The organism is Bacillus sp. S3 (genome assembly GCF_005154805.1).
Taxonomy (GTDB): Bacteria; Bacillota; Bacilli; order Bacillales; family Cytobacillaceae; genus Neobacillus.
This window is the reverse complement of the sequence record NZ_CP039727.1, coordinates 4,506,155-4,531,251: the sequence shown is the minus strand read 5'-3', so window position 1 is coordinate 4,531,251 and position 25,097 is coordinate 4,506,155. Positions and strand designations below refer to the sequence as shown.

Here is a 25,097-nt window from a genome sequence, read left to right as displayed (position 1 = left end):
TCCCTTGCTTCTTTTTAAATATTTTTCCGAATGTCCTGGAGATTTTGAACAGCAGTGTCAATCATTCTTCCATAAAGATCCAGGATGGATTGACCATAATTGCTGCCTGGAACGGCCCATTTTCCGTTTAAGGCGATCCAGGTTGGTGCAGATCCTCTTGTTACGAGATGAAAGCGGGGGTCAGCTAAAGGATATTTTTCCGGCAGCGGACCTGTTGCGGCGTAAGCATATAAATGCTGAAGGTGGGCGAGGACTCCTTCCTCAGGTGTATGAAAGCTGGCTCCTGAAACACTCTGGCCTGTTGCACCTACTCCGGCAAAATTATTTTGCTCTGGATTAACGATTCCGGTAAAACGGAAATAGTCTGTTTCATGGATTGCTTGTGCAAAAGCGACATCACCTCTAATGCCATAATACTCTCCAAAGGTGAGATAGTAGTTTGCTACATCTACTGCGTTCGGATTGACTTTTTTCACAAAGCGGCGCATCTGTTCAGGGGAAAGGAGGGTTGGACCTAAAATGGATAATCCAGATGGGGCAGTGGCTGGCGGTGCGTTGTCTTTTCCGCCCAGTGAAATGCCGTCCTCACCTGTGTTTTCAGCCGAGATAAAAGCATCGGGAAAGCCCGCATTTTTCAGGTCAGCCAGCCTTTTCTCAGTACTTTCGCGATTTGCAAAGGCGCCAACTTGAACACTGTACCAAGTCACACCAGAGATGTTGGTCGAAACGACAAATGAGTCGATCCCTTTTGAGTTTAATAAAACGACACAATCGTCTGCATTTTGTCTTGATTGAAACGATCCTGCGTATACTTTGTAAAGGATACCGGGAGCGGGTGCCGCCACTTTCGGTTTAAGGTTAAATGCCTTGACAAGCCCGTTTACATGTCCTTCCGCTACACGCTGCTGCCATGAAGCTTGTTTCATCAAGGCAGCATCCTCCGCCCGGTCGATAAAACCGTTTTCCGATAGGATGGCAGGCATAGCGGATTCGCGCAGAACATGAAAATTCGCTTTTTTCATCCCGCGATCTTGCAGCTGATTGGTTTTTATGACTTCCGCATGAATGATGGACCGATAGGTTGCGGTGGCGGAAGAATCAGATAAGCAGCTGTAAATATAATCCTCATAGCCTGTTCCTCCTCCGGCGTTAATATGAATCGCCATAAAATAATCAGCACCCCACGCATTTGCCTCATTTGTCCGCTGACTTAAGCTCATAGTCGTATCACCTGTCCGGCTCATTTTTACCTCAATATTTTCATATCGTTGATTCAAAAGGGAATTGATTTTCAATGCAATATCTAATGTAAGATCTTTTTCATTTAGACCATTGCCGGAGGCTCCGGGATCCGTGCCGCCATGGCCGGGATCTAAATAAAGTTTCATAGAATCTCCTCCATTTATTTAATCTATTTTTTATTCTATGAATCAGAACCCCTTTTGATTGGATACTTGTTTGAAACCCAGGATATTTTGTATAAAAAAACGAGAATGGAAGAATCCCGTTTCAATATTGGACCACACTTTCTCCGCTTCACTAAGTGGTTTTTGGAAAAATAGCACGAACCCCTATCCAAAAGTATTTTACCAAAATGAAAGCGATAGGCAGAAATTAGAATGTGGGTGTATTAATAATTCGAATTTTCAAAAATATAATATTGATACCGTGTCATATTGTTTGCTATGATTCGCTTGTAAAGGATTTCATCCCGAAAAGGAGAGGATTCAAATGATTTCGAATTTCTTACCAACATTGGAGTTCGCAAAACAATTAGATACAGAAGATACTCTTTCACGCTTTCGCGAAGAGTTTTATTTAAAGCCAGGTTCTATTTATATGGATGGGAACTCATTAGGACTTCTTTCGAAAAGGGCGGAAAGGGCTCTCTTAAAATCCTTGGAAGATTGGAAACAATATGGGATAGATGGCTGGACAATGGGGAATCATCCATGGTTCTTTATGGCTGAAAAACTCGGGGAAAAGCTGGCGCCGTTAGTAGGAGCTGCTGCTGAAGAAGTCATCGTAACAGGTTCTACCACTGTTAATCTGCATCAGCTTGTCGCAACGTTTTATAAACCAGAAGGAACGCGCACCAAAATTTTAGCGGATGAACTAACGTTTCCTTCCGATATTTATGCGCTGCAAAGCCAGCTTAGAAATCATGGCTATGATCCCGATACACATCTCATCCGCGTGAAAAGCCGCGATGGCCGTTTTTTAGAAGAGGATGATATGATCGAAGCGATGACCGATGAGATTGCGTTAATTGTCTTACCGACAGTTCTCTATCGGAGCGGCCAAATATTAGATATGAAACGATTAACGGATGAAGCACATAAACGGGGGATTTTAATCGGCTTTGACGGGTGCCACTCTGTTGGTTCGATTCCGCATTCCTTCAGTGATTGGGATGTAGATTTTGCGTTTTGGTGCAATTATAAACATTTAAACGGCGGGCCAGGTGGTGTAGGCGGTTTATTTGTGAACCGCAAGCATTTTGGAAAAATGCCCGGTCTTGCCGGCTGGTTTAGTTCAAAGAAAGAGAAACAATTCGATATGGAGCACACATTGACACCGGCAGTTTCGGCTGGAGCATTCCAAATTGGTACACCACATGTGCTAAGCATGGCACCATTAATCGGTTCGTTAGAAATTTTTACAGAAGCAGGTATTGAAAATATCCGGAACAAATCTCTTAAAATCAATCTATATTTAATAAATTTAATTGAGCATGAATTAGCCGATATGGGATTTTTCATTGGGACGCCAAGAGAGGATGCACGACGCGGCGGGCATGTGAGCTTAGAGCATAGCGAAGCAGCCCGAATTTGTAAGGCTTTGAAGGAAAATGGAATTATTCCGGATTTTCGAGCACCTAACATCATTCGTCTAGCGCCAGTAGCCCTATATACGTCCTACAAGGAAGTTTGGGAAGTCGTTCAAATTCTTAAAAAAATCATGATCGAAAAGCAATACGAAAATTATAAAAATGAACGTGAAGTAGTCGCTTAAGAGACGTAGCGAGACCAAGGGCGACCAGGGGAAGGACCAAGGGGACTACCCTCTATTGGATGCATTTGGCCCAAGAATTTTATCAAGAATGAATCCAATATCGCACTTTCCTCAAAATGTCCACCATAACAACATCGTCAGTTACAAAAATTACGTTCGCCCCCACATAATAAAAAAGGAATTCTTCGCTTTCACTTGAATACTATAATAAATAGCATTTGGGGGTATAATATGAATGAAAATAAGCTAAAACATCTTGAATTTATTCAGGGAGTCATTAATCGAATGGGGCAAAATTCCTTTTTATTGAAGGGATGGACAGTTACTCTTGTTGCTGGACTATTTGTTTTTGCGAATATCCAAGAGATGGACTATCGATTCATTTCCATTGCATTAATACCGACTATTTTCTTTTGGCTTTTAGATGGCTATTTTCTCTGGCAGGAAAAGATGTTTAGAAAACTTTATGATCACGTTAGAAAAAAAGCCGAAGGAGAGGTTATCGATTTTTCCATGAATGTGAAACCTTTCGCCCCCGAAATAAGCTCATGGATGCGCATTTGTCTATCTAATACATTGGGCCTATTTTATCTTCCAATAATTGTTATTATCGTAATTACAATGGGGTTTGTTTATAAATATTGATTTCTGTGGTTAAATATCCCAAATAAGGGTGATATAATAAGAGTAAATACATTGTGAAATAACACTTTTTTGGAGGAGAAATGACCCAAATCAAGCCAAGATTATTTATTGGTTCTGCCAGAGAATCCGCTGACTATGTTGATGCCATTCATGAAGCACTTACACATGTTGCTGAGGTGACCCCTTGGACAGCAGGTGCATTTCGCCCACTCGAATATAATATGGAAAGTCTTGAACGACAATTAGATGAAAATGATTTTGCTGTATTTGTATTCTCACCGGATGATGTTGTAAATATACGAGGTACCATTACATTTACAACAAGAGACAATACTCTGTTTGAGATGGGGCTATTCTGGGGAAGGTTAAGAAGAGGACGAGTATTTTATATCATTCCCAGTGTCACGCCTGAAAGTGAGGAAGCCAAAGGTTTTCGTTTACCTTCCGATTTAGACGGACTTACCGTATTAAGGTATGAAATGCGTGGAGATCATAATCACGATGCGGCTGTAAATTTAGCTTGCAGGGCGATAAAAAGAAAAATTAGAGAGTTGGGCGTCTTTCAGGATCCGGCAAAGCGTTTAGCTGAAGCACAAGCAAACATGGACAAGGACTATGCCCTCATTCGCATACTCCGAACCTTATCAAAACGACTCTTGGCAGACCCGGCTAAGAAGTTTGAATATCTCCAAGAAGCGGTCAGGAACGCTTATCAAGCGCCCTATTCTTATTACGTGGAAGGAATCGGGGTTTGGCAAGCGGAGGGGATTGAAGGTCTGAAACAAGTAGCCGGAAACGATGGCCAAGGAAAGTTTTACCCGTTTGACGTGAATGAAAACAGGCGAAAATCAGATAGAATCATCGTGATGGATTGTTTTTTGCAAAGCAACGAGCTGGTTTTTCAAAAGAGTAGTACAGCCTTTGATAATACGTATGTTTTATGCTATCCTATAGGGAACCAATTGGTTTTGACGGTGGAAATAACGGGAAGAAAGACATTAAGTCAAGAAGAGATTGACCATATCTTTCTTGCTAATTACAACCTGTTAAGCACGATTAATAATATCTTTGGAGGTGCATCTTTATGAATAGAGCAGTGGTATCAAAAGTAGACAAAAAATCGTATAAACTTGGAGAAACTGTTAAGGGTGTAAGAGCGCTTATTACCTCCATTCACGGGAAAGAAGAATCAGGAAAAGTTATTTATAAACGAAAAGCGGACTATCGGGAAGACCCGTATAAAAAGCGGGCTTAGTTTAAAAACAGTATAATATGGAAGTGGGGCAGAGAGAAAATTCTTTCTGCTTTTTTGTTTTTGTCTGGAACCTCGTTCGCTTTTTGAAAAAATCCCCGTCCCTCATTTACTCTAACTTTACAAGGCCGTTACCTGATTAACACATAATTTTGGTAGAGTACTAGCAGATAGTCCATTAAAGCCGAAAAAGTTGGGGAGTCTAAAACAACATTAGTTAGTGCATACCCAAGTGCTACAACAGGTGATTTTGCACTGGGCAACTTGATTGCAGATGGAATGAAAGCCGAAATGAATGCCGATTTTGCCATGATGAATGGCGGCGGTGTCCCGGCCAATCTTAATGAAGGCCTTGTAACCTTCGGTGACCTTTTCAACATCCAGCCTTTTGGTAATGTATTAAATAAAGTGAAACTTAGCGGGGCAGATTTGGAAACGGTGTTAAATAACCAAATTTCAGAATCTACTGCACCAGATGGAACCAAATCATATCGTCTCGACTTCCATGTTGCCGGTTTTAAATACACATGGGATGGAAATACAGGCAAAGTCGTAGATATCTTCTTGCCAGATGGCCAGAGGATTGATAGGAACAAAGAATACACGGTTGTAGTAAACAACTATATGTACGGAAATGCAAAATACGGTATTCAAGATCTTGCAACCGATTTGGAAGTGGGTCCTGAGGATTTACAGGGGACTTTAAACTATGTAAAAACACTTCCGACACCATTCGAATATAAAGCTGAAAACCGGATTAAACAATTAGTACCATTAGCAATAGCTCAATAACTTTCATACACGAAAAAACGGCTTGGTTTAGAATTCCTGAATCAAGCCGTTTTTTATGAAATTGGATTCTTAATATTGTTTTTCCATCTCAACGATTAACACATATGATGCTTCATTGGCGTGCAATCTGATCTCTTCCTCAACAATTTCCATGGCATCTCTTGCGTCTAAGCTGATGTCATTAATCGTTGAATTTCCTTCAATTTGAACAAGATAAGCTTGTCTTCCTGCTTTCACAGGGAAGCTGATTTCCTTGTCTTTGTCCAATTCTAATGAATAGATATTGGCGTCCTGATTGATTTTGATCGGAGCATTACCATCTACACTTGACACCATATGGAGCCATTGATTATGGCGGTCCTCCGGATGAAAACGATAATCTCCGTAATTAGGTGTATGACCGTTTCGATCAGGCACAATCCAGATTTGTAATAACCGTGCTGTCTCCTCTCCATTGTTCATTTCACTATGATAAACACCAGTTCCGGCGCTCATATACTGAACCTGTCCCCGGGTAATGGTATTGGAATTTCCCATACTATCTTCATGTGTAAGGTGCCCGTTGACAACATACGAGATGATTTCCATATTTTGATGTGGATGCCTGCCGAATCCTGTATGGGCCTCAATAAGATCGTCATTGATAACACGTAACACACCAAAGTGAATATTTTTAGGATTATAGTACTCGGCAAAAGAGAAATGGAACTTACTCTTCAGCCAGCCAAGATTGCTGCCACCCATGTCCTTGCTTTCTATTTTCCGCAACATACGATCACTCCTATTATTATAGTAAGAACTGAGAAAATTTAACATTATCCATGATAGGAAAAAAATACTTCGAATCCAAGTATCTAAATATATATATCTTTAATTCAAGATAATTATATAACTTATTCTTGCATAGTGTCAATGTGGAAATTGGTGTCAGGCACCAGCCAAAGGCACCAGCAAGGTATTTCTCAGATGGTTCGAGAGACAAATAAAGGAAATAAAAGCTAATAACATAATAATCTTTACGCCCTCTTAATATGTGGTTAACAAACTTTCTTTATAGTTTAGTGGTATTAGTAAATTCTAGGGGCTTGTCTGGGTGTTCAAAAATAAAATGGAAAAAGTTATTCCATGTAGACAATCGTTCATTCACAGGACGACACTGGGTGGTCTAGTTTTTCAAATCCACAAATCTCAGATGATACTACTCCTTAATGGAGTAATTTCATTTTTAAAAGACTACGAATTCAATCTAGTTAAGGTAGAAGGGGCGCAGTATGAAAGTTCTCGTTATTTACACACATCCTAATCATCAAAGTTTATGTTACGCATTTTTACAAAAGGTCATAAAAGGGAGTCAAGAAAATTCAAATATCGAGGAAATACAGGTGTTAGATTTGTATGAAGAGGGTTTCAACCCGATTCTCGTTTTTAATGAGCATAAACGAAGACGTGATATGTATCGTGATCCTAATCTTGTAACATATCGACAGCAAATTTCTTGGGCAGACAAGATTGTCTTTGTTTATCCGATTTGGTGGGGCAGACATCCATCGATGCTGCTTGGATACATTGATCAATTATTTGCTGCAAATTTTGCCTACAAGGACAAAAAGGGGCTTCTGCCCGAAGGCCGCTTGAAAGGAAAATCAGTCGTATGTGTATCCACTATGAAGGGACCAACCAACTATCCACTTTTCTGGTTGAATAATGTGCATAAAATATTGATGAAGAAAGCCTTATTTCAATTTGTAGGAATCAAACAAGTGAGGTTTTTTGAATTTGGACATATGGAAAGTTCAAAAGGAAAACAAACAAAAAAACTAGAGAAGGTTTATCATTACTTTAAAAAAGTAGCCCTTTAATCCGTTGTAAGCACCACAAAAGGCAGAATGTAAAAAATAATCGCTTTCTGCCTTTCAATCCTCTCAACATAAATACAAAATTAACAATGACCAATAATACAGCAAATTTTATAACTCAAAATACTGCCGCAATAAATAGGAAATCCATTTACAATGCGGGTGATTGCGAATATTTCCGAGCAATCCTTTTACAACAGCTGGCGGCTGTTTCGGTTCTAGCAGTTCTTCGCGCAGCAGGATTAATGATTCCTTTTCAATCGATTCTTCCATTTCCGCTATTTTTTGTTTGATGATGTCGAGAAGCTGTTCCCTTGTTACCTCCTCTTTCATCGGCTGCTTTAACAATTGAGAAAGGCCTTGGGTAACGAACGGTATAGTCGCATACCGAGCGAGGACCGATGTTTTTTCCACGAGTGACTCCGACAGCAACTTCAAATCTAACGGAACGTTATAAAAGACAAATAACTGTGAATACATATTCATAAAGCCTTTAATGCTATAGATTAAATCATATTTTTTCTCATTCACTTCGTCGCCGTATAAGCGCTCAATCATCGTTAAGATGATGTCCTCGATTAATTTATCGTAGAATTGCATTTTGACAATAAGCTCTTTATTGAAGGTTTGCGACTGCTCTTTCATGAGAACTTTAGCGAAATCGGAATGCTTCTGAAAACCATGGTAGATGGCATAATAAAATTCATATAAAAGCTGCTCGTCCTTCGTGTTTTTGACTATGTAGTCAATGTCAGAGGTGATTTGCATCATAAAGTGGTCAATTAATGCAATAATTAATTCGTCCTTTGATTTGAAGGATAAGTAAAATGCCCCTTTAGAAATGCCACAATGATCGGTTATTTGCTGGACAGATGTGGCTTCGAATCCCTGCTTTGCAAAAAGCTCCAGCGCCTTCTCCATAATTAATTGTTTTTTCACCATTTGCTCGTATCGCTCCTAATTGTCTATGATTGACAAATGACTAATTGGTCATTATTATAAGAAATTGAGTGTAATAAGTCAATTTAGGGTAGGTGTAATAGTGAAAGGGTTAGTCAATTTTGTGTTGAAAAATAAGTTAGCAGTATGGCTGCTTACGATTATCATAACCGTATCGGGTATTTATTCCGGTACACGGATGAATATGGAGACGATTCCGAATATCTCGATACCATACTTAATGGTCATGGACGTCTATCCCGGAGCCACACCTGAAAAGGTGATGGAAGATGTCTCGATGCCGATTGAAAAAGCGGTAGAAGGCCTCGATCACGTCAAAGCCGTTTATTCCAATTCCTATTCGAACATGTCCAGTATTCAAGTGGAATACGAATACGGCATCGATATGGATGAGGCGAAGCGTGAATTAAAATCGGCATTAGATTCCTTGAAATTGCCGGAAGGGGCGCAAAAGCCGACAACGACAGCGATTAGCATGAATATGATGCCGGTTGTCGCCTTAAGTGTCAGCAGTTCTAAAGAGGATATTGTTGAATTAACATCAACGGTTGAGGAAAGCTTACTTCCAAAAATCGAGAAAATCGAAGGTGTGGCGTCGGCGACTATTACCGGCCAGCATATTGAAGAAGTGGACCTGACGTATAACAAAGCGAAAATGGCGGAGTTTGGCTTAACAGAAGAGAAAGTCAAGCAAATGATTCAAGCCAGCAACATGGCTGTTTCGTTAGGACTTTACGAGTTTAAAGAAGGGGAGCAGGCTGTCGCGATTGACGGCAAGTTCATGACCGCGGATGAATTAAAGAATATGCTGATTCCTGTCACCCCATCAGCTGCCAATCCCTCACCATTTGTAAAGCTTAGCGACATTGCAACAATTGATACAGTTGGTAAAGTACAATCGATCTCCCGAACAAACGGAAAAGACGCGATTGCCATCCAAATTGTCAAAGGCCAGCAGGCAAACACGGTTGATGTAGTAAATAAAGTGAAAAAGTTAATTAAAGAGGAAAAGAAAAAGGTCGATGGTCTTGTTATTGATGTGACACTTGACCAAGGGAAACCGATTGAAGAATCGGTGGCGACGATGATTGAAAAAGCAGTGTTTGGCGGACTCATTGCCGTGTTAATCATTCTTCTTTTTCTACGGGATTTTAAATCGACGATTATTTCAATCATCTCGATTCCCGTTTCCATCTTCATGGCATTATTGCTCTTACACTGGATGGATATCACACTGAATATTATGACGCTTGGGGCGATTACCGTTGCCATCGGGCGGGTCATCGATGACTCAATTGTCGTCGTGGAGAATATATACCGAAGACTGCATTTGAAGGAAGAAAAATTAACGGGCCGCGCCCTTATTCGTGAAGCGACAATCGAAATGTTCAAACCGATTATGTCCTCGACATTGGTCACGGTTGCGGTATTTGCGCCGCTGATTTTTGTTGGCGGAATGGTCGGCGAGCTGTTCGCACCGTTCGCTTTAACAATGGCATTTGCCCTTGGTGCATCGTTACTTGTAGCGATTACCATTGTTCCGGCACTGTCACACTTCCTATTTCGGAAAAAATTATATAGTGAAAAAACCACCAAACGTCATAAAGAAGCTGGCGAACTTGCCCAATGGTATAAATGGTTCCTTGAAAAGACCCTTAACCATAAAGTGATTGCCTCCATCTTAGCGGTTGTTTTATTAGCCGGAAGTTTGGCCTTAACACCATTAATCGGCTTTAGCTTCATGGGCAGTGAAGAAGATAAAGTCATGTATTTAACCTATACGCCAAAAGCAGGCGAGCTTAAAGACGAAACAGTAGAAAACGTTCGAGCAGTCGAAGAGAAGATGCTGAAACGAGATGATATTGATATCGTTCAAGTGTCCGTAACTGAAGAAGGCGACCAAATGGCTGCGATGATGGGCGGAGGCGGAGGCGGCGCCTTAATGTACCTCATCTTCGACCCGGACATGAAGAACTTCCCGGAAGTAAAAGAAAAAGTTGAAAAATATGTCACCGGCCTTGATCAATCAGGCAAATGGAAAAGCCAGAACTTCTCTTCAATGTCAGGGGCGCAAAATGAAGTCAGCTACTCCCTCTACAGTGAAGACATTAACAAGCTGAATCAATCGGTTAAAAAGGTTGAAGCTGTACTGAAGAAACATGATGACTTAAAGGATGTCACTTCAAGTGCAGAGGATGCTTTCGTCGAGTATACCTTCAGGGTGGATCAAGCGAACTTGCTGCAATACGGGTTAACAACCGGCCAGCTTGTGATGATGTTAAGCCCGCAACAAACAAAAGATGTGTTAACAACGGTTGAAAAAGACGGTGACTCCTTAGATGTGATCGTGCAGCAGGAACAGGCCGCCCAGCCGGAGTCTATCGATGAATTGTTAGCGAAACAGGTGCCGACAGCACTCGGGACAACTATGCCGCTTTCTGAACTTGTCACCGTTAAGAAAGGGACAACATTAAATACACTGGCACGCAGTAAAGGCGAGTACTTCGCCACCGTTTCCGGAAAAATTAAAGCAGAAGATATTTCTAAAGTAACAGCTAAAGTAGGTAAAGAAGTAGATAAATTGGATTTACCGAAAGGGGTAACTGTCAGTGTTGCCGGGGTGCAGGCAGATATGACAGAAACCTTTACGCAGCTTGGCATTGCGATGGCCGCAGCAGTTGCGATCGTGTACTTCATTCTAGTGGTTACCTTCCGTGAAGGTGTCGCACCGTTTGCGATTCTGTTCTCGCTACCGTTTGCGGTTATCGGATCATTTGTCGGCCTGTTAATCGCCGGCGAAACGATATCGGTTTCGGTTATGATGGGACTGTTGATGTTGATAGGAATTGTCGTTACGAATGCCATCGTTCTCGTAGACCGGATTATTCATATGGAACGTGACGGGCTGAAAATGCGCGATGCCGTATTAGAGGCAGGTGCCACACGTTTGCGGCCAATCCTGATGACGGCCATCGCCACAATTGGTGCATTAATTCCGTTGGCACTTGGCGCAGGCGGCGGAGGCGGTTTAATCTCCAAAGGTCTTGCGATTACTGTTATCGGCGGTCTGACAAGCTCAACGTTATTAACATTGATCATCGTACCGATTGTTTATGAAATCTTATCAAAAATATTTAAGAAAAATCGTCGAGAAATCGAAGAGAATTAATATTTATGCCCGGCAAGGTAAAAGATACTCTTGCCGGGCTTTTTTTATTCGCTTCTGAATGCACCACATATTTCCACTGATTTTCTGCAAACCCTTTCTTGCATTTTGAAAAATAATATTTTATACTAACACATGAAAATAATTTTCATATTGGAGGTTCGTTTGATGAATAGTTTCTTCGAGAAGGCGCAACAGTTTGGTAAGTCGTTCATGCTTCCAATTGCAGTCCTCCCAGCAGCGGGATTGCTGCTCGGAATTGGTGGTGCATTGTCCAATCCGAATACAGTGAAGGCGTATCCGTTTCTAGATATTTCTTGGCTTCAAAATATTTTCGCAATCATGTCGAGTGCGGGCGCTGTCGTATTTGCTAACTTGGCACTATTGTTTGCCGTTGGTATTTCCGTCGGCCTTGCGAAATCAGATAAAGGTACAGCAGGACTTGCTGGCGTCCTAGCATTCCTAGTTATGAACGCAACGATTTCATCTTTATTAACAATTACCGGCAAAATGAACGTCGACAACCCGGCGGCTGTCGGTCAAGGGATGACGCTTGGGATTCAAACACTTGAAACAGGTGTTTTCGGTGGTGTAGTTGTCGGGATTTTGACTTCATGGCTCCATAATCGCTATAACAAAAAACAATTGCCACAGTTTCTCGGGTTTTTCAGCGGTTCACGGTTTGTGCCGATTATTGCTTCATTTGCGGCGATTTTCCTTGGTGTAGTAGTATTCTTTGTGTGGCCATTTATTCAAAAGGGAATCTTTCAAATGGGCGGCTTGGTTGAAGCAACCGGCTACATTGGAACATTTATTTATGGATTTGTTCTCAGAATGCTTGGACCCTTCGGTCTGCACCATATCTTCTATATGCCATTTTGGACAACCAGTCTTGGAGGAGCGCTAACTATCGATGGCAAACTTATTGAAGGAACACAGCGGATTTTCTTCGCCCAGCTGGCTGATCCTGAGACAAATAAGTTCTATATCGGTACAGCACGGTTTATGTCCGGCCGTTTTATTACGATGATGTTTGGTTTAGTCGGTGCCTGCTTGGCCATGTACCATACAGCTAAACCAGAAAATAAAAAGAAAGTTGCCGGCCTGCTTGCTTCAGCCGCGCTTACTTCATTCTTAACAGGTATCACAGAACCAATTGAATTTTCATTCTTATTTGTTGCTCCAGCTCTTTATGTCTTGCATGCGTTCTTAGATGGTTTGGCATTTATGCTTGCCCATATTTTCCAAATCACGATTGGTCAAACGTTCTCTGGCGGATTTATTGATTTCGTTCTATTCGGTATCTTACAAGGTCAGGCAAAAACGAATTGGCTAATGGTACCTGTGATTGGAATTCCATGGTTCTTTGTCTACTATTTCTCATTTAAGTTCATGATTAAGAAATTCAAATTCAAGACACCAGGCCGCGAAGAAGAAGGCGAGGCAGTTGTGAATGTAACGAATAAAAGTGAACGGGCTCAAGCGATTGTTGATGGTCTTGGCGGAAAAGAAAATCTGCAAGATGTCGACTGTTGTGCTACTCGTTTACGTGTGACAGTTACAGATGTGGAACGAGTCAATGATGATATTTTGAAAAAAACTGGCGCAAGAGGTGTCGTGAAAAAAGGCAATGGCGTCCAAGTTATTTATGGACCAGAAGTGACAATTATTAAAAATGAAGTTGAAGAATTGGTGGGTGAGTAACATGCTCGAAAGAATTAAACATGGTCTTGTTGTTTCCTGTCAGGCATTGGATCAGGAGCCGCTTCACAGCTCTTATATCATGTCCAAAATGGCCCTTGCAGCGAAAGAAGGCGGTGCTGTCGGAATCCGTGCGAACTCTAAAGAGGATATTATCGCGATTAAACAAGAGGTTACGCTGCCGGTGATTGGCATCGTGAAGCGGGATTACGAGGATAGTGAAGTCTTCATTACCGCTACGAAAAAGGAAATAGAGGAGTTAATCGAAAGCGGCTGCGAAATGATCGCTATGGATGCAACGTTAAGAAGCAGACCGAATGGTTTATCACTTGAAGAACTTGTTTCCTTTGCCCGTGAAAAAAATCCAGCTGTCCAGCTAATGGCCGATACGTCATCCGTTGAGGAAGCCATCCATGCGGAAAAGTTAGGATTTGATTGTGTCGGTACGACCCTTTACGGTTATACAAATGAATCAAATGGTAGTAAACTATATGAGAATGACTTTGCGTTTTTAAAAAATGTCGTTAAAGCAGTAAGCATTCCTGTCATCGCGGAAGGAAATATTATGACCCCTGAAATGATGAAACGGGCGTTTGAAATTGGGGTATATTCTGTAGTTGTTGGCGGTGCGATTACGCGTCCGCAGCAAATTACAGCCCGATTTGCCGCGCAAATTCCAAAGTAAAAAGGATGTTTTATCATGTCTTCGGTGTTGAATGAGATCCAAAGTATTTACTCTTCCTTATCTGATAAAGAAAGAAATATTGCAAACTATATTCTAGCCAACCCGGAAGAGGTTTCCCACAGTCATATCCAAGAGCTTGCGCATGCGACAGGCGTCTCCCTCAGTACGATCACCCGTTTTGCCAAAAAGGTTTCCTGCCGAAATTTCGTAGAGATGAAGGTGAAGCTTGCGGGGGGTACTGAAGCAAAGGAAACGGAAGGGATTGAACAAACCTTGTTCGCTTCCTACCATGAGATGCTGGCAGATGTTCAGTCGTTAATCGATCCGGAGCCATTTTCTAGGGCGCTAAAGGATATGAAAGAAGCCAAACGAATTTTCATTTACGGCTTAGGTAGCTCGGGTTTGGCCGCGCAGGAATTGAATTATCGCCTCAGCCGGATGGGATTTATTTCAGAGGCAGTTACGGATCCGCATCTGATGATTATCAGAAGTACGCTGCTAAAGCCGGGAGATTTGATTTTAGCCTTTTCACGGTCCGGTCAAACGGCCGATTTACTTCAATCAGTCAGACTGGGAACGAGCAAAGGGGCAAAACTGATTGCCTTTACCGCTTTTGGGCAAACCCCGCTGACTAAAATTTCCGATGAGGTCTTGTGGACAGTGCACCCGCTGAGAAACAACTTTCTATTAACGGGGCTTGACATGAGTACCCTCTACCTGATTGACAGAATCAGTTTACATTTTCTTTCAGATAAAGAACGAGAAGCGATGTATCTCCAAACAGTTGAAGCCATTAGAAATAGAGGGTGAAGCGCAGGAACATTTCCACTGCTTCATTATTCCGTCAAAAACCGAAGGGGCCGACCTCTCGCTGCTGTTATGCAGCGAGGGGCTGGCCCCTTTTTGTTTTTTATATAGATCACACTACCTCACGCCCGTTCGTAGTTCGTATGAATAATAAAAAGAAAGGAAATGAAAAAAGTTGACTGAAAGCGTTTTTAGTATTAAGATGTAATCAAAGGTTACCAAAAGATAACCAAAAAGATAACCAAAACATGATAAATATATTTAATTAAAGCATAAATTCCGAAGGGTTATCGATCTAAAAGTGCATCATGAAATACACTTCAAACTAGAATAGTCCAAAACCTATTAAAAAGAACCACGATTAAGGAGGAACAAGATATGTCTGAAGTAATGGTACAAGTTAGAAAACTAAAAAACTATATAAATGGTGAGTGGGTAGAAAGCAAAACTACTCAATACGAAGATGTATATAACCCGGCGACAAAAGAGGTTATTGCTCAAGTTCCGATCTCGACAAAAGAAGATCTTGATTATGCGGTAATCGTCGCAGCAAAGGCATTTGAAGAGTGGAGAAACGTCCCTGTTCAAAAACGGGCTAGAATTCTATTTAACTTCCAACAGTTATTACAAAAAAATACAGATGAGTTAGCAAGGATAATTACGATTGAAAATGGTAAAAACCTTACTGAAGCATTAGGTGAAGTCGGACGAGGAATTGAGAATGTTGAGTTTGCGGCAGGTGCTCCTACACTCATGATGGGTGATTCATTGACAACTATCGCAAAGGACGTAGAAGTAACAAACTACCGTTATCCAATTGGGGTTGTCGGCGGTATCACACCATTTAACTTCCCGATGATGGTCCCTTGCTGGATGTTCCCAATGGCGATTGCCGTAGGTAATACATTTGTCCTGAAACCATCTGAAAGAACACCGTTGTTAGCGCAAAGATTAGCAGAACTATTAGAGGAAGCCGGTCTTCCTAAAGGTGTATTCAATATTGTCCACGGTGCACACGATGTGGTAAACGGACTTCTTGATCATCCACAAGTGAAAGCTATTTCATTTGTTGGTTCACAGCCGGTCGGTGAATATGTATACAAACGAGGAAGCGAGAACCTAAAACGTGTTCAAGCCTTAACAGGTGCAAAAAACCACTCCATCGTATTAAATGATGCTGATCTGGATCATGCGACAACAAACGTAATTGCTTCTGCATTCGGATCTGCTGGCGAACGCTGCATGGCTTGCTCTGTTGTAACAGTGGAAGAAGGCGTTGCAGATGCATTCCTTGAAAACCTAATTGAAAAAGCAAAAGAAGTACAAATCGGTAACGGCCTTGATGAAGGGGTGTTCTTAGGTCCGGTTATTCGGGAACAAAATCACCAACGAACATTGGGCTATATCCAAAAGGGTATCGAAGAAGGCGCCAAATTGGTTTGCGACGGCCGCGATAGACAACCCGAAGAGGGATACTTTGTTGGACCAACCATTTTTGACGGTGTGACAACTGATATGCAGATTTGGAAAGATGAAATCTTTGCTCCCGTATTATCAATCGTACGTGTGAAAAACTTAAAAGAAGCTGTTGAAACAGCTAATAAATCAGAATTTGCTAATGGGGCCTGTATTTATACGTCAAATGCTTCATCTATCCGTTACTTCCGTGAAAATATCGATGCAGGTATGTTAGGAATTAACTTAGGTGTTCCAGCGCCAATGGCCTTCTTCCCATTCTCCGGCTGGAAATCTTCATTCTATGGCACATTGCCTGCAAACGGAAAAGATGGCGTTGAGTTCTATACTCGCAAGAAAGTCGTAACAGCAAACTATAAAGCACCATCATTTGAATAAGATTTCGAAGATATTATCCCAACTCTTATTAGTTGGGATAATATCCTATACATAAATGAGGAGTTGAAAACCGTGAGTAAATTACTCCGAAAACCAAATGTAATAGAAACATCACCGGGTGTTAAGCTCGTACATGAAGTAACAAGTGAAAATTCTTCATTAGAATATGTTGCTATGAAAGTGATAGATTTAACTCCGGGAGCTAGCTACCGAGAAGAATTAGAAAAAGTAGAATGCTGCATTGTTGCCTTAACAGGGAAAATAAATGTTTCAGACAAACAAGAAGTATTTAGAAACATCGGTACCCGAGAAAGCGTTTTTGAAAAGAAACCTACTGATAGTGTCTATGTATCAAACGGCCGCGCTTTTGCCATAGAAGCAGTAACAGAGGCACGGATTATACTTTGTTATTCCCCATCTGAAAAACAATTACCAACAAGGCTGATTAAAGCTGAAGATAACAGCATTGAACATAGAGGGAAATATAATAATAAACGACTGGTACACAATATTTTGCCTGACTCTGACCCTTCTGCAAATAGTTTACTAGTGGTAGAGGTCTTTACAGAAAGCGGCAACTGGTCTAGTTATCCGCCGCATAAACATGATCAAGACAACCTGCCGCATGAGTCATTTTTAGAAGAAACGTACTACCATGAAATGAACCCAAGACAGGGCTTTGTTTTCCAACGCGTGTATACAGATGACCGTTCCATCGATGAAACGATGGCTGTTGAAAACGGAGATGTTGTCCTCGTTCCGGCAGGCTATCACCCTGTAGCGGTTCCAGATGGGTATGAATCCTATTATTTAAACATCATGGCAGGACCGAAACGCATTTGGAAGTTCCACAACGAACCTGCACACGAATGGATCCTAGAACGAAAATAAGGTATGAGGGGTGCTATAACAACATGAAGATTGAATTTAATTCTGAAAAAGAATTTGACCTAATCGCTATTGGTCGTGCATGCATCGATTTAAACGCTGTAGAATATAACCGTCCAATGGAAGAAACGATGACTTTTAAAAAATATGTCGGCGGTTCTCCGGCTAATATTGCGATTGGATCATCCAAGCTTGGCTTAAACGCAGGCTTTATCGGTAAACTGGCAGATGACCAGCATGGCCGTTTTATTAAACACTATATGGCTGGTGTCGGCGTAGATACATCCAATATGGTAACAGACAAAGAAGGGCATAAAACAGGCTTAGCTTTTACAGAAATCAAAAGCCCGGAAGAGTGCAGCATCTTAATGTACCGTGATGAAGTCGCAGACCTCTACTTAGATCCTTCAGAAGTAAGTGAAGACTACATTAAGCAATCAAAAATCCTTTTAGTTTCTGGAACAGCTCTTGCAAAAAGCCCATCCCGTGAAGCGGTATTAAAGGCCGTGCAGCTGGCGAAGAAAAATGATGTGAAGGTTATGTTTGAATTAGACTACCGTGGTTATACATGGACATCTAAAGAGGAAACTTCTGTCTATTATACAATGGTGGCACAGCAGGCGGATATTGTCGTTGGTACACGTGATGAGTTCGATGTCATGGAAAATGTAGAAGTTGGCAGCAATGAAGCAACGATTTCTGCTTTATTCAAACATTCTCCGGAATTAGTCGTCATTAAGCATGGTGTAGAAGGCTCCTATGCGTATACAAGATCAGGGGAAACGTTCAGAGGCCATGCTTATTTAACGAAAGTATTAAAAACATTCGGTGCTGGTGATTCATACGCATCCGCTTTTCTTTATGCGCTAATCTCAGGTAAAGATATTGAAACAGCCCTAAAATACGGCAGTGCCTCTGCAGCCATTGTTGTAAGTAAACACAGTTCTTCTGAAGCGATGCCAACAGTAGAAGAAATAGAGCAATTAATTGCTGACCGATCCAAAGAAGCAGTGACAAATCAGTAAGAGGTGAAAATGTCCATGGGGAAAATAAGATTAACCACCGCACAAGCCTTAATCAAATTTTTGAATCAGCAATATATCCATGTTGACGGTGAAGAATTTCCGTTCGTTGAAGGTATCTTTACTATATTCGGTCACGGAAATGTATTAGGAATTGGGCAGGCTTTGGAACAGGATCCAGGTCGCTTAAAGGTCTTCCAAGGTAAAAACGAACAAGGAATGGCCCTGGCTGCGATGGCGTACAGCAAACAAATGCTTCGTCAAAAAATCTATGCTGTCACAACATCTGTAGGGCCTGGTGCTGCTAATCTAGTTACGGCTGCAGCAACAGCGCTGGCAAATAATATTCCTATGTTGCTTTTACCAGGGGATACATTTGCAACGAGACAGCCCGATCCAGTATTGCAGCAAGTGGAGCAGGAATACAGCTTAGCGGTTACAACGAATGATGCCTTAAAACCTGTCTCCAGATATTGGGATCGTATTACCCGTCCTGAGCAGTTAATGTCAAGTCTTATTCGTGCCTTTGAAGTGATGACAGACCCGGGGAAAGCTGGCCCTGTAACGATTGCCCTTGCACAGGATGTTGAAGGGGAAGCATATGATTACGATGAGAAATTCTTTGAAAAGCGCGTCCACTATTTAGACCGAAAAGCACCGGTTGAGCGTGAACTAAAAGGTGCAGCTGAGCTGATCAAAGCAAGCAAAAGGCCACTAATCCTAGTAGGCGGCGGGGCTAAATATTCAGGAGCACGCGACATCTTAGCGGCTCTATCTGAAAAACATAATATTCCATTAGTAGAAACTCAAGCAGGTAAAGCAACGGTAGAATCTACTTTTAAAAATAACTTAGGCGGTATGGGTGTTACTGGTACGCTGGCAGCAAATAAAGCAGCCCGTCAGGCAGACCTCGTGATCGGAATCGGTACCCGTTATACAGATTTCGCCACTTCCTCTAAAACAGCATTTGACTTTGATCATGCTGAGTTCTTAAATATTAACGTCAGCCGCATGCAGGCATATAAATTGGATGCCTTCCAGGTTGTGGCAGATGCGAAAACGGCATTAGAGCAATTGGCACCGTTATTAGAAGGATATGAAAGTGCATTTGGCGAAACAATTGCTGAATTGAAGCAGGAGTGGAACGCTGAACGCGACCGCTTAAGTAAAGTAACCTTTACCCGTGAAAACTTCGAACCGGAAATTAGAAGCCACTTCACACAGGAAATTCTTAATGAATATGCCGATGCATTAAACACGGAATTGGCGCAAACGACAGCGCTAATCGCTGTAAATGATACGATTGATCCAGACAGTACGATTGTTACTTCTGCCGGGTCGCTTCCTGGTGATGTACAGCGTATCTGGAATCCAACGGTTTCGAATACGTATAACGTAGAATACGGTTATTCCTGTATGGGATATGAAGTATCAGGTGCGCTGGGAGTTAAATTAGCTAACCCAGATAAGGAAGTATATTCTCTTGTCGGTGACGGGTCGTTCTTAATGCTGCACTCTGAGCTGATCACAGCGATTCAATATGGCCAAAAAATCAATGTTGTGTTGTTTGATAACTCTGGTTTCGGCTGCATTAATAACCTGCAAATGGGCAACGGTATGGGAACGTATTTCACGGAGTTCAGAACACATAACAATACCATTCTAAATGTTGATTATGCAAAGGTAGCAGAGGGGTATGGTGCGAAAACATACCGTGTAAATACCGTGGAACAATTGAAAGCCGCTTTAGAGGATGCGAAAAAGCAGGAAGTTTCAACTCTAATCGAGATTAAGGTACTGCCAAAAACCATGACAGAAGGCTATGACAGCTGGTGGAATGTTGGAGTGGCAGAAGTAGCCAATAAAGAAAGCATCCAAAAGGCATATGAATTAAGAAAGCAAAAATTAGAAACAGCAAAACAATACTAAGAACGGATGGCATATTGGTTGATAAAGAGAGGTGAGATTCTAGTGACTAAAGTAGCAACAAGATTAGTTTCGATGAAAGAAATGCTGTTAAAGGCGAAACAAGAAAAATATGCAGTTGCGCAAATCAATATTAATAATTTTCAATGGGCTGAAGCGATCTTAGAAGCAGCCCAAGAAGAACAATCTCCTGTTATTGTAGCATCCTCTGATAGACTTGTGGATTACTTAGGTGGATTTAAAACGATTGCAACAATGATTAATAGTATTATAGAAGAAAAGAATATTACCGTACCAGTCGCTTTACACCTGGACCATGGCAATAGTGTGGAACGCTGTAAAGAGGCGATTGATGCGGGATATACTTCCGTCATGATTGACGGCTCCCATCATCCAATTGATAAAAATATTGAAATGACCAAGCAAGTCACTGAATATGCAAGACTTCATGGTGTTTCGGTTGAAGCAGAAGTTGGAACCGTAGGCGGTAATGAAGACGGACTTATTGGCGGTATTCAATATGCGAATCCAGAGGAATGTGTACGGATTGTAAAAGAAACAGGAATTGATGCATTAGCAGCAGCTCTTGGTTCTGTTCATGGTCCCTACCAAGGTGAACCGAAGTTAGGATTCGCTGAAATGAAGGAGATTTCAGGGTTGACCAATGTGCCGCTTGTGTTACACGGCGGATCAGGTATTCCGAATTATCAAATCCAACAGGCAATCGAACTTGGTCATGCGAAGATTAACGTGAATACAGAATGTTTGCAAGCCTGGGCTAAAGCTGTTCGTGAAGTATTGGATAAGGACAAAGAAATATACGACGCACGTACCATCCTTTCTCCAGGTAAAGAAGCGGTAAAGCAAACAGTAAAAGCCAAACTGAATGAATTCAAATCAAGTAATAAAGCGTAATAAACGGGGATGTCTTTATATTTACAAAGACATCCTTTTAACATTAAAATTCTTAAAGTTTAAACCGCTATTCAAGTATAGTAGAGAATTGAGATTCCAAAGGAGGAAGAAAATGTCGTTATCATTGATATTTGACATGGATGGTACCCTGTTTCAAACAGATAAGATTTTAGCGTTATCCCTTGAAGAAACGTTTGAGCATTTGAGGTTTTTGAACTTATGGGAGGGGGAAACGCCAATCGGAAAGTATCGTGAAATTATGGGCGTCCCTCTGCCAGTCGTGTGGGAAACGTTATTACCAAACCATTCAAATGAGATTCGTGAACGAACCAATGAAATTTTTCATGAAAAATCAATCGCGAATATTAACGCCGGTCATGGTTCTTTATATCCGAATGTGACAGAAGTTCTTAGCTATCTAAGAGAAAATAACTTCTCCCTTTACATAGCAAGTAATGGGCAAATTGAATACTTGAATGCTATTGTGAAATATTACAAGTTGGATAATTGGGTAACAGAAGTTTTCAGCATCCAACAAATAGACACGCTCAATAAAGCGGATCTAATCCGTACGATCATAACCAAATATGATATTGAACAGGGCGCGGTGGTTGGCGACCGATTATCAGATATTAACGGGGCAAAAAGCAATGGATTGATTGCGATTGGCTGTAATTTTGATTTTGCCAAAGAAGATGAACTTGCTCAAGCAGATATAACGATCGACAACTTTCTTGAATTAAAAACTGCTGTAGTAAAATGAAACTTCGAAGGTTGCTTACTTCTGTGGCAGCAGCTGTATAAATTTAAAATCCGCAATCCAGTAATAGTTAAAAAAAGACAAGCGAGTTTCGGAGTTTCGCAATGTCTTTTTTTTTTGTTAAATTATTTTAAAAATTATTTGAATAGTCTAATTTACAAATGGGTCTATTTATAATAATATGAGTTTAAGCCCATTTTATGTTGTGTTGTGTTTGAATTACGGATATACCTTCACGAAACAAACATATTCAAATTGTGCTTTGCACGTTTCTTACCATTATTTCAAATATTTTCTTGCCATTTAGGTAAGCGGTTACAACGGGCTTTAATGTGTTGAATAAAGTCGAAAAAGGAGGCTATTTGTGGAGAAAACCTCACTGTTAAAAACAACCTTAGGAAACTATTATATTTCAGTAACACCTGAATCCCATCAATCACACATAATTCTTCGCGTGGAAGTACCTAGGACAACCCAAGAAATCGTCATCCAATATTCCTATTCGCCAACGGAAGAAAATGCCGAAGAACGTTTAGATCAATTGTTTTCACGTTATCAAAAGGATAACAACATGGCTGCAACAGATCGGGCACATATCCAATCTGTAAGGAATTTGATTACCATCTCAGTCAGCTCAAGCCAAGGATATGAAGGAAGTTGTCACCGGTTTGAATCAACAGGAAGAGTCGTTATTAACAATTCCCAGTCCTCACCAGGGATACAAACCAGGGAAGTCTCTCCGGGGTTTTGGGATATATCATTTAATTTCCATGCATTAGTCACAGCAAAAACAGAAATTCATTGCACCATCGATGCTATACATAAAGAAGAAAGGTCCACCACACAGCCCATCGAAATCGCAGCTATCAAAAAAGAGCGGTTAAAGAGGGAGCGCTATTTAAATGCCCAAACTCGCTATAAAAAAGTAGAACTCCATACCCACACGCATCACAGCGATGCAAGGCATACAACGGAAGAGTTAATAAATGATGCTATTAAACAGAAAATCGACTGGCTGGCAATAACTGACCATAATACGATTAGTGCATTTGACAAGATTTCCCCAGAAAATTATCCCTTACAATTCATTAAGGGGTTAGAAATGACAACGCTTCACGGCCACTTCTTAACATTAGGCTATCAGGACAAGCCGCCGATGGATTGGACGTTAATCGACCGGGTGAATATTAACGAGAAATTAGCAGAAATGAAAGAACAAGGATTATTAATTGGGATTGCCCATCCATTCGATGTAGGAAGTCCGTACTGTACGGGATGCCGCTGGCAGTATGCCTTAGAGTCCCTTGAATGGATTGATTTTATTGAAGTGTGGAATTCGGAGGATCCGCATGAATCTCTATCAAATACAGATGCAATTGCAAAATGGACTCAGTTGCTGAATGCTGGTATTGAAATTCCGGCAACATGCGGCAGGGACTGGCACCATTCGAATACAACAAAACTTCCAGCTTTCTTGTATTCAGCCGTTAAGGAACCATCTTCAGGGGATGATATTTTAGAAGCCGTAAAGCTGGGCAGAAGTTACATTTCGCTTTCACCGCAAATTGACCTGACGATTAATGGTCAGTGGACAATTGGCGACAGGATTCATTTTAACGAGTTTAATACTCTGATGATGAAAGTCCATCTAACAGATACAGAGGATGTACATGCAGTGAAAATCGAATCAAATTTAGGAGATTTATATGAAGGTAACTATAAAGTGATTCATCAACTAGAGAAAAGTGAAGTTAAAGATTTGATTTGGCTGCGAGTATCTGTTTTTGATCAACATCTCAATCGAATTTTAATAACAAATCCCGTTTACTTTACCGATTAGAAAGGAGGAGGTTCTACATGGAGATTACGACAAACAAAAATATAGGTCCGGGTGCTGGGGTGAATAAAAGCAAAAAGAAAAAGAAGAACACCGTAAAGCCAATGAAGTTCACCTGGAAAAATATTTGGAAGCACCGGGCTATGTATATTATGCTTCTGCCTTGTATAACGTTTTTCATCATCTTTTCTTATATGCCGATGGCTGGGATGGTACTGGCATTTAAAGAGTTTCGTTTTGATACGGGAATCTTTGGTGGTCCCTGGGTTGGGCTTAAATATTTTGAACGTTTTTTCCAGGATCCCCAAAGTTGGAATTATGTTAAAAATACGCTCATTATCAGCGGAATGAAGTTAATACTAGCAATGCCATTTCCGATTATATTAGCTCTTTTATTTAATGAACTAAAAAGCAATAAACTTAGAAGTTTCTTTCAAAGTATTTCTTACTTGCCGCATTTTTTATCATGGGTGGTAGTTGTAGGGATTATCCAAAGTATATTAGCGCCAAATACAGGATTACTAAACGAATTAATTTCCTTTATGGGAGGTGATGGAAGTACCTATTTCTTAATGGAGGAAAAGAATTTTCACTCGATTATGTTTTGGAGTTATGTGTGGAAGGATATTGGCTGGAGTTCGATTATCTACTTTGCAGCCATTGCCGGTATTGATCCCGCTCTTTACGAAGCGGCGGCCATTGATGGTGCAAACAGATTAAGACAAATTTGGCATATCACCCTAACTGGAATCAGGCCTACTATTTTAATTCTATTTATTCTATCGTTAGGGAATATTCTATCTGCAGGGTTTGATCAGATTTATTTATTAAAAACACCAGGAAATGCAGAGGTTGCTGAAATTATTGATACGTATGTTATTCGTACTGGTCTTCAAAGCGGTCAATTTGGTTATGCAACAGCCGTTGGGATGATGCAGGGGATTGTTGGCTTGGTTGTAGTACTTATTGTAAACCGATTTGCAAATAAAAAATTTAATACCTCATTATGGTAAAAA

General features: G+C 40.9%; 21 protein-coding genes. 18 read left to right on the top strand and 3 right to left on the bottom strand.

Annotation, left to right across the window (positions count from 1 at the left end; translation table 11 throughout):
• Positions 1-14: 14 nt before the first annotated feature.
• Positions 15-1,388 carry an N-acetylmuramoyl-L-alanine amidase gene (locus FAY30_RS21860; RefSeq protein WP_149871846.1) on the bottom strand — a complete coding sequence of 458 codons (1,374 nt, stop codon included), beginning with the start codon at positions 1,386-1,388 and terminating at the stop codon, positions 15-17.
• 343 nt (positions 1,389-1,731) lie between these two features.
• Between FAY30_RS21860 and kynU the strand changes: the two genes are divergently transcribed.
• The 5 genes from kynU to FAY30_RS21840 all read left to right on the top strand — a co-directional run bounded on the left by kynU (position 1,732) and on the right by FAY30_RS21840 (position 5,704).
• A complete protein-coding gene (gene kynU / locus FAY30_RS21855; protein ID WP_149871845.1) occupies positions 1,732-3,015 on the top strand; it encodes a kynureninase in 1,284 nt (427 codons plus the stop codon).
• A gap of 231 nt (positions 3,016-3,246) precedes the next feature.
• Positions 3,247-3,660, top strand: coding sequence for a hypothetical protein (locus tag FAY30_RS21850; protein WP_149871844.1), 414 nt, complete (start codon positions 3,247-3,249; stop codon positions 3,658-3,660).
• 80 nt (positions 3,661-3,740) lie between these two features.
• Positions 3,741-4,748 (top strand): TIR domain-containing protein, encoded by a 1,008-nt coding sequence (locus FAY30_RS21845; RefSeq protein WP_149871843.1) that lies wholly within the window; start codon positions 3,741-3,743, stop codon positions 4,746-4,748.
• Positions 4,745-4,915 carry a hypothetical protein gene (locus FAY30_RS27320; RefSeq protein WP_190284726.1) on the top strand — a complete coding sequence of 57 codons (171 nt, stop codon included), beginning with the start codon at positions 4,745-4,747 and terminating at the stop codon, positions 4,913-4,915. The genes FAY30_RS21845 and FAY30_RS27320 overlap by 4 nt, the downstream gene beginning before the upstream one ends.
• Before the next feature lie 174 nt (positions 4,916-5,089).
• Positions 5,090-5,704 (top strand): 5'-nucleotidase C-terminal domain-containing protein, encoded by a 615-nt coding sequence (locus FAY30_RS21840; protein ID WP_223821020.1) that lies wholly within the window; start codon positions 5,090-5,092, stop codon positions 5,702-5,704.
• A gap of 69 nt (positions 5,705-5,773) precedes the next feature.
• On the opposite strand, the gene FAY30_RS21835 is transcribed toward FAY30_RS21840, so the two are convergent.
• Positions 5,774-6,475: a pirin family protein gene (locus FAY30_RS21835; protein WP_149871842.1), complete on the bottom strand. Its 702-nt coding sequence runs from the start codon at positions 6,473-6,475 to the stop codon at positions 5,774-5,776.
• Between the two features lie 500 nt (positions 6,476-6,975).
• Between FAY30_RS21835 and FAY30_RS21830 the strand changes: the two genes are divergently transcribed.
• Positions 6,976-7,563 carry an NAD(P)H-dependent oxidoreductase gene (locus tag FAY30_RS21830; RefSeq protein ID WP_149871841.1) on the top strand — a complete coding sequence of 196 codons (588 nt, stop codon included), beginning with the start codon at positions 6,976-6,978 and terminating at the stop codon, positions 7,561-7,563.
• 108 nt (positions 7,564-7,671) lie between these two features.
• On the opposite strand, the gene FAY30_RS21825 is transcribed toward FAY30_RS21830, so the two are convergent.
• Complete coding sequence (locus FAY30_RS21825; RefSeq protein ID WP_149871840.1) at positions 7,672-8,502, bottom strand: TetR/AcrR family transcriptional regulator; 831 nt, start codon at positions 8,500-8,502, stop codon at positions 7,672-7,674.
• 100 nt (positions 8,503-8,602) lie between these two features.
• Between FAY30_RS21825 and FAY30_RS21820 the strand changes: the two genes are divergently transcribed.
• The 12 genes from FAY30_RS21820 to FAY30_RS21765 all read left to right on the top strand — a co-directional run bounded on the left by FAY30_RS21820 (position 8,603) and on the right by FAY30_RS21765 (position 25,094).
• Positions 8,603-11,689: an efflux RND transporter permease subunit gene (locus tag FAY30_RS21820; RefSeq protein WP_149871839.1), complete on the top strand. Its 3,087-nt coding sequence runs from the start codon at positions 8,603-8,605 to the stop codon at positions 11,687-11,689.
• 165 nt (positions 11,690-11,854) lie between these two features.
• Positions 11,855-13,390, top strand: a complete 1,536-nt coding sequence (gene ptsG, locus FAY30_RS21815) for a glucose-specific PTS transporter subunit IIBC (protein ID WP_149871838.1) — start codon at positions 11,855-11,857, stop codon at positions 13,388-13,390.
• Position 13,391: 1 nt separating this feature from the next.
• Entirely contained in the window at positions 13,392-14,072 is a 681-nt protein-coding gene (locus FAY30_RS21810) for an N-acetylmannosamine-6-phosphate 2-epimerase (RefSeq protein ID WP_149871837.1), read from the top strand.
• A gap of 15 nt (positions 14,073-14,087) precedes the next feature.
• Entirely contained in the window at positions 14,088-14,882 is a 795-nt protein-coding gene (locus tag FAY30_RS21805) for a MurR/RpiR family transcriptional regulator (RefSeq protein WP_149871836.1), read from the top strand.
• 387 nt (positions 14,883-15,269) lie between these two features.
• A complete protein-coding gene (locus FAY30_RS21800; RefSeq protein ID WP_149872818.1) occupies positions 15,270-16,733 on the top strand; it encodes a CoA-acylating methylmalonate-semialdehyde dehydrogenase in 1,464 nt (487 codons plus the stop codon).
• A 72-nt stretch (positions 16,734-16,805) separates the two neighbouring features.
• Complete coding sequence (gene iolB, locus FAY30_RS21795; protein ID WP_149871835.1) at positions 16,806-17,624, top strand: 5-deoxy-glucuronate isomerase; 819 nt, start codon at positions 16,806-16,808, stop codon at positions 17,622-17,624.
• Positions 17,625-17,647: 23 nt separating this feature from the next.
• The gene (gene iolC, locus FAY30_RS21790) at positions 17,648-18,646 is read left to right on the top strand and encodes a 5-dehydro-2-deoxygluconokinase (RefSeq protein WP_149871834.1); all 999 of its coding nucleotides are present in this window, start codon (positions 17,648-17,650) and stop codon (positions 18,644-18,646) included.
• Between the two features lie 15 nt (positions 18,647-18,661).
• Positions 18,662-20,572, top strand: a complete 1,911-nt coding sequence (iolD, locus tag FAY30_RS21785) for a 3D-(3,5/4)-trihydroxycyclohexane-1,2-dione acylhydrolase (decyclizing) (RefSeq protein WP_149871833.1) — start codon at positions 18,662-18,664, stop codon at positions 20,570-20,572.
• Positions 20,573-20,644: 72 nt separating this feature from the next.
• Positions 20,645-21,484 carry a class II fructose-1,6-bisphosphate aldolase gene (gene fba / locus FAY30_RS21780; RefSeq protein WP_223821019.1) on the top strand — a complete coding sequence of 280 codons (840 nt, stop codon included), beginning with the start codon at positions 20,645-20,647 and terminating at the stop codon, positions 21,482-21,484.
• Between the two features lie 112 nt (positions 21,485-21,596).
• On the top strand, positions 21,597-22,247 hold the full coding sequence (locus tag FAY30_RS21775; protein WP_149871831.1) for an HAD hydrolase-like protein: 651 nt from the start codon (positions 21,597-21,599) through the stop codon (positions 22,245-22,247).
• A gap of 361 nt (positions 22,248-22,608) precedes the next feature.
• Positions 22,609-24,084, top strand: coding sequence for a CehA/McbA family metallohydrolase (locus FAY30_RS21770; protein ID WP_149871830.1), 1,476 nt, complete (start codon positions 22,609-22,611; stop codon positions 24,082-24,084).
• Between the two features lie 17 nt (positions 24,085-24,101).
• Positions 24,102-25,094: an ABC transporter permease gene (locus FAY30_RS21765; protein WP_411675465.1), complete on the top strand. Its 993-nt coding sequence runs from the start codon at positions 24,102-24,104 to the stop codon at positions 25,092-25,094.
• Positions 25,095-25,097: the final 3 nt, after the last annotated feature.

Excerpts from the sequence above, each read along its gene's own strand:
- kynU (WP_149871845.1), top strand. The coding sequence starts at position 1,732 with ATGATTTCGAATTTCTTACCAACATTGGAGTTCGCAAAACAATTAGAT.
- FAY30_RS21765 (WP_411675465.1), top strand. The coding sequence starts at position 24,102 with ATGGAGATTACGACAAACAAAAATATAGGTCCGGGTGCTGGGGTGAAT.
- FAY30_RS21850 (WP_149871844.1), top strand. The coding sequence starts at position 3,247 with ATGAATGAAAATAAGCTAAAACATCTTGAATTTATTCAGGGAGTCATT.
- iolD (WP_149871833.1), top strand. The coding sequence starts at position 18,662 with ATGGGGAAAATAAGATTAACCACCGCACAAGCCTTAATCAAATTTTTG.
- ptsG (WP_149871838.1), top strand. The coding sequence starts at position 11,855 with ATGAATAGTTTCTTCGAGAAGGCGCAACAGTTTGGTAAGTCGTTCATG.
- FAY30_RS21845 (WP_149871843.1), top strand. The coding sequence starts at position 3,741 with ATGACCCAAATCAAGCCAAGATTATTTATTGGTTCTGCCAGAGAATCC.
- FAY30_RS21835 (WP_149871842.1), bottom strand. The coding sequence starts at position 6,475 with ATGTTGCGGAAAATAGAAAGCAAGGACATGGGTGGCAGCAATCTTGGC.
- FAY30_RS21810 (WP_149871837.1), top strand. The coding sequence starts at position 13,392 with ATGCTCGAAAGAATTAAACATGGTCTTGTTGTTTCCTGTCAGGCATTG.
- FAY30_RS21805 (WP_149871836.1), top strand. The coding sequence starts at position 14,088 with ATGTCTTCGGTGTTGAATGAGATCCAAAGTATTTACTCTTCCTTATCT.
- FAY30_RS21830 (WP_149871841.1), top strand. The coding sequence starts at position 6,976 with ATGAAAGTTCTCGTTATTTACACACATCCTAATCATCAAAGTTTATGT.
- FAY30_RS21825 (WP_149871840.1), bottom strand. The coding sequence starts at position 8,502 with ATGGTGAAAAAACAATTAATTATGGAGAAGGCGCTGGAGCTTTTTGCA.
- FAY30_RS27320 (WP_190284726.1), top strand. The coding sequence starts at position 4,745 with ATGAATAGAGCAGTGGTATCAAAAGTAGACAAAAAATCGTATAAACTT.
- iolC (WP_149871834.1), top strand. The coding sequence starts at position 17,648 with ATGAAGATTGAATTTAATTCTGAAAAAGAATTTGACCTAATCGCTATT.
- FAY30_RS21860 (WP_149871846.1), bottom strand. The coding sequence starts at position 1,388 with ATGAAACTTTATTTAGATCCCGGCCATGGCGGCACGGATCCCGGAGCC.
- FAY30_RS21800 (WP_149872818.1), top strand. The coding sequence starts at position 15,270 with ATGGTACAAGTTAGAAAACTAAAAAACTATATAAATGGTGAGTGGGTA.
- fba (WP_223821019.1), top strand. The coding sequence starts at position 20,645 with ATGAAAGAAATGCTGTTAAAGGCGAAACAAGAAAAATATGCAGTTGCG.
- FAY30_RS21775 (WP_149871831.1), top strand. The coding sequence starts at position 21,597 with ATGTCGTTATCATTGATATTTGACATGGATGGTACCCTGTTTCAAACA.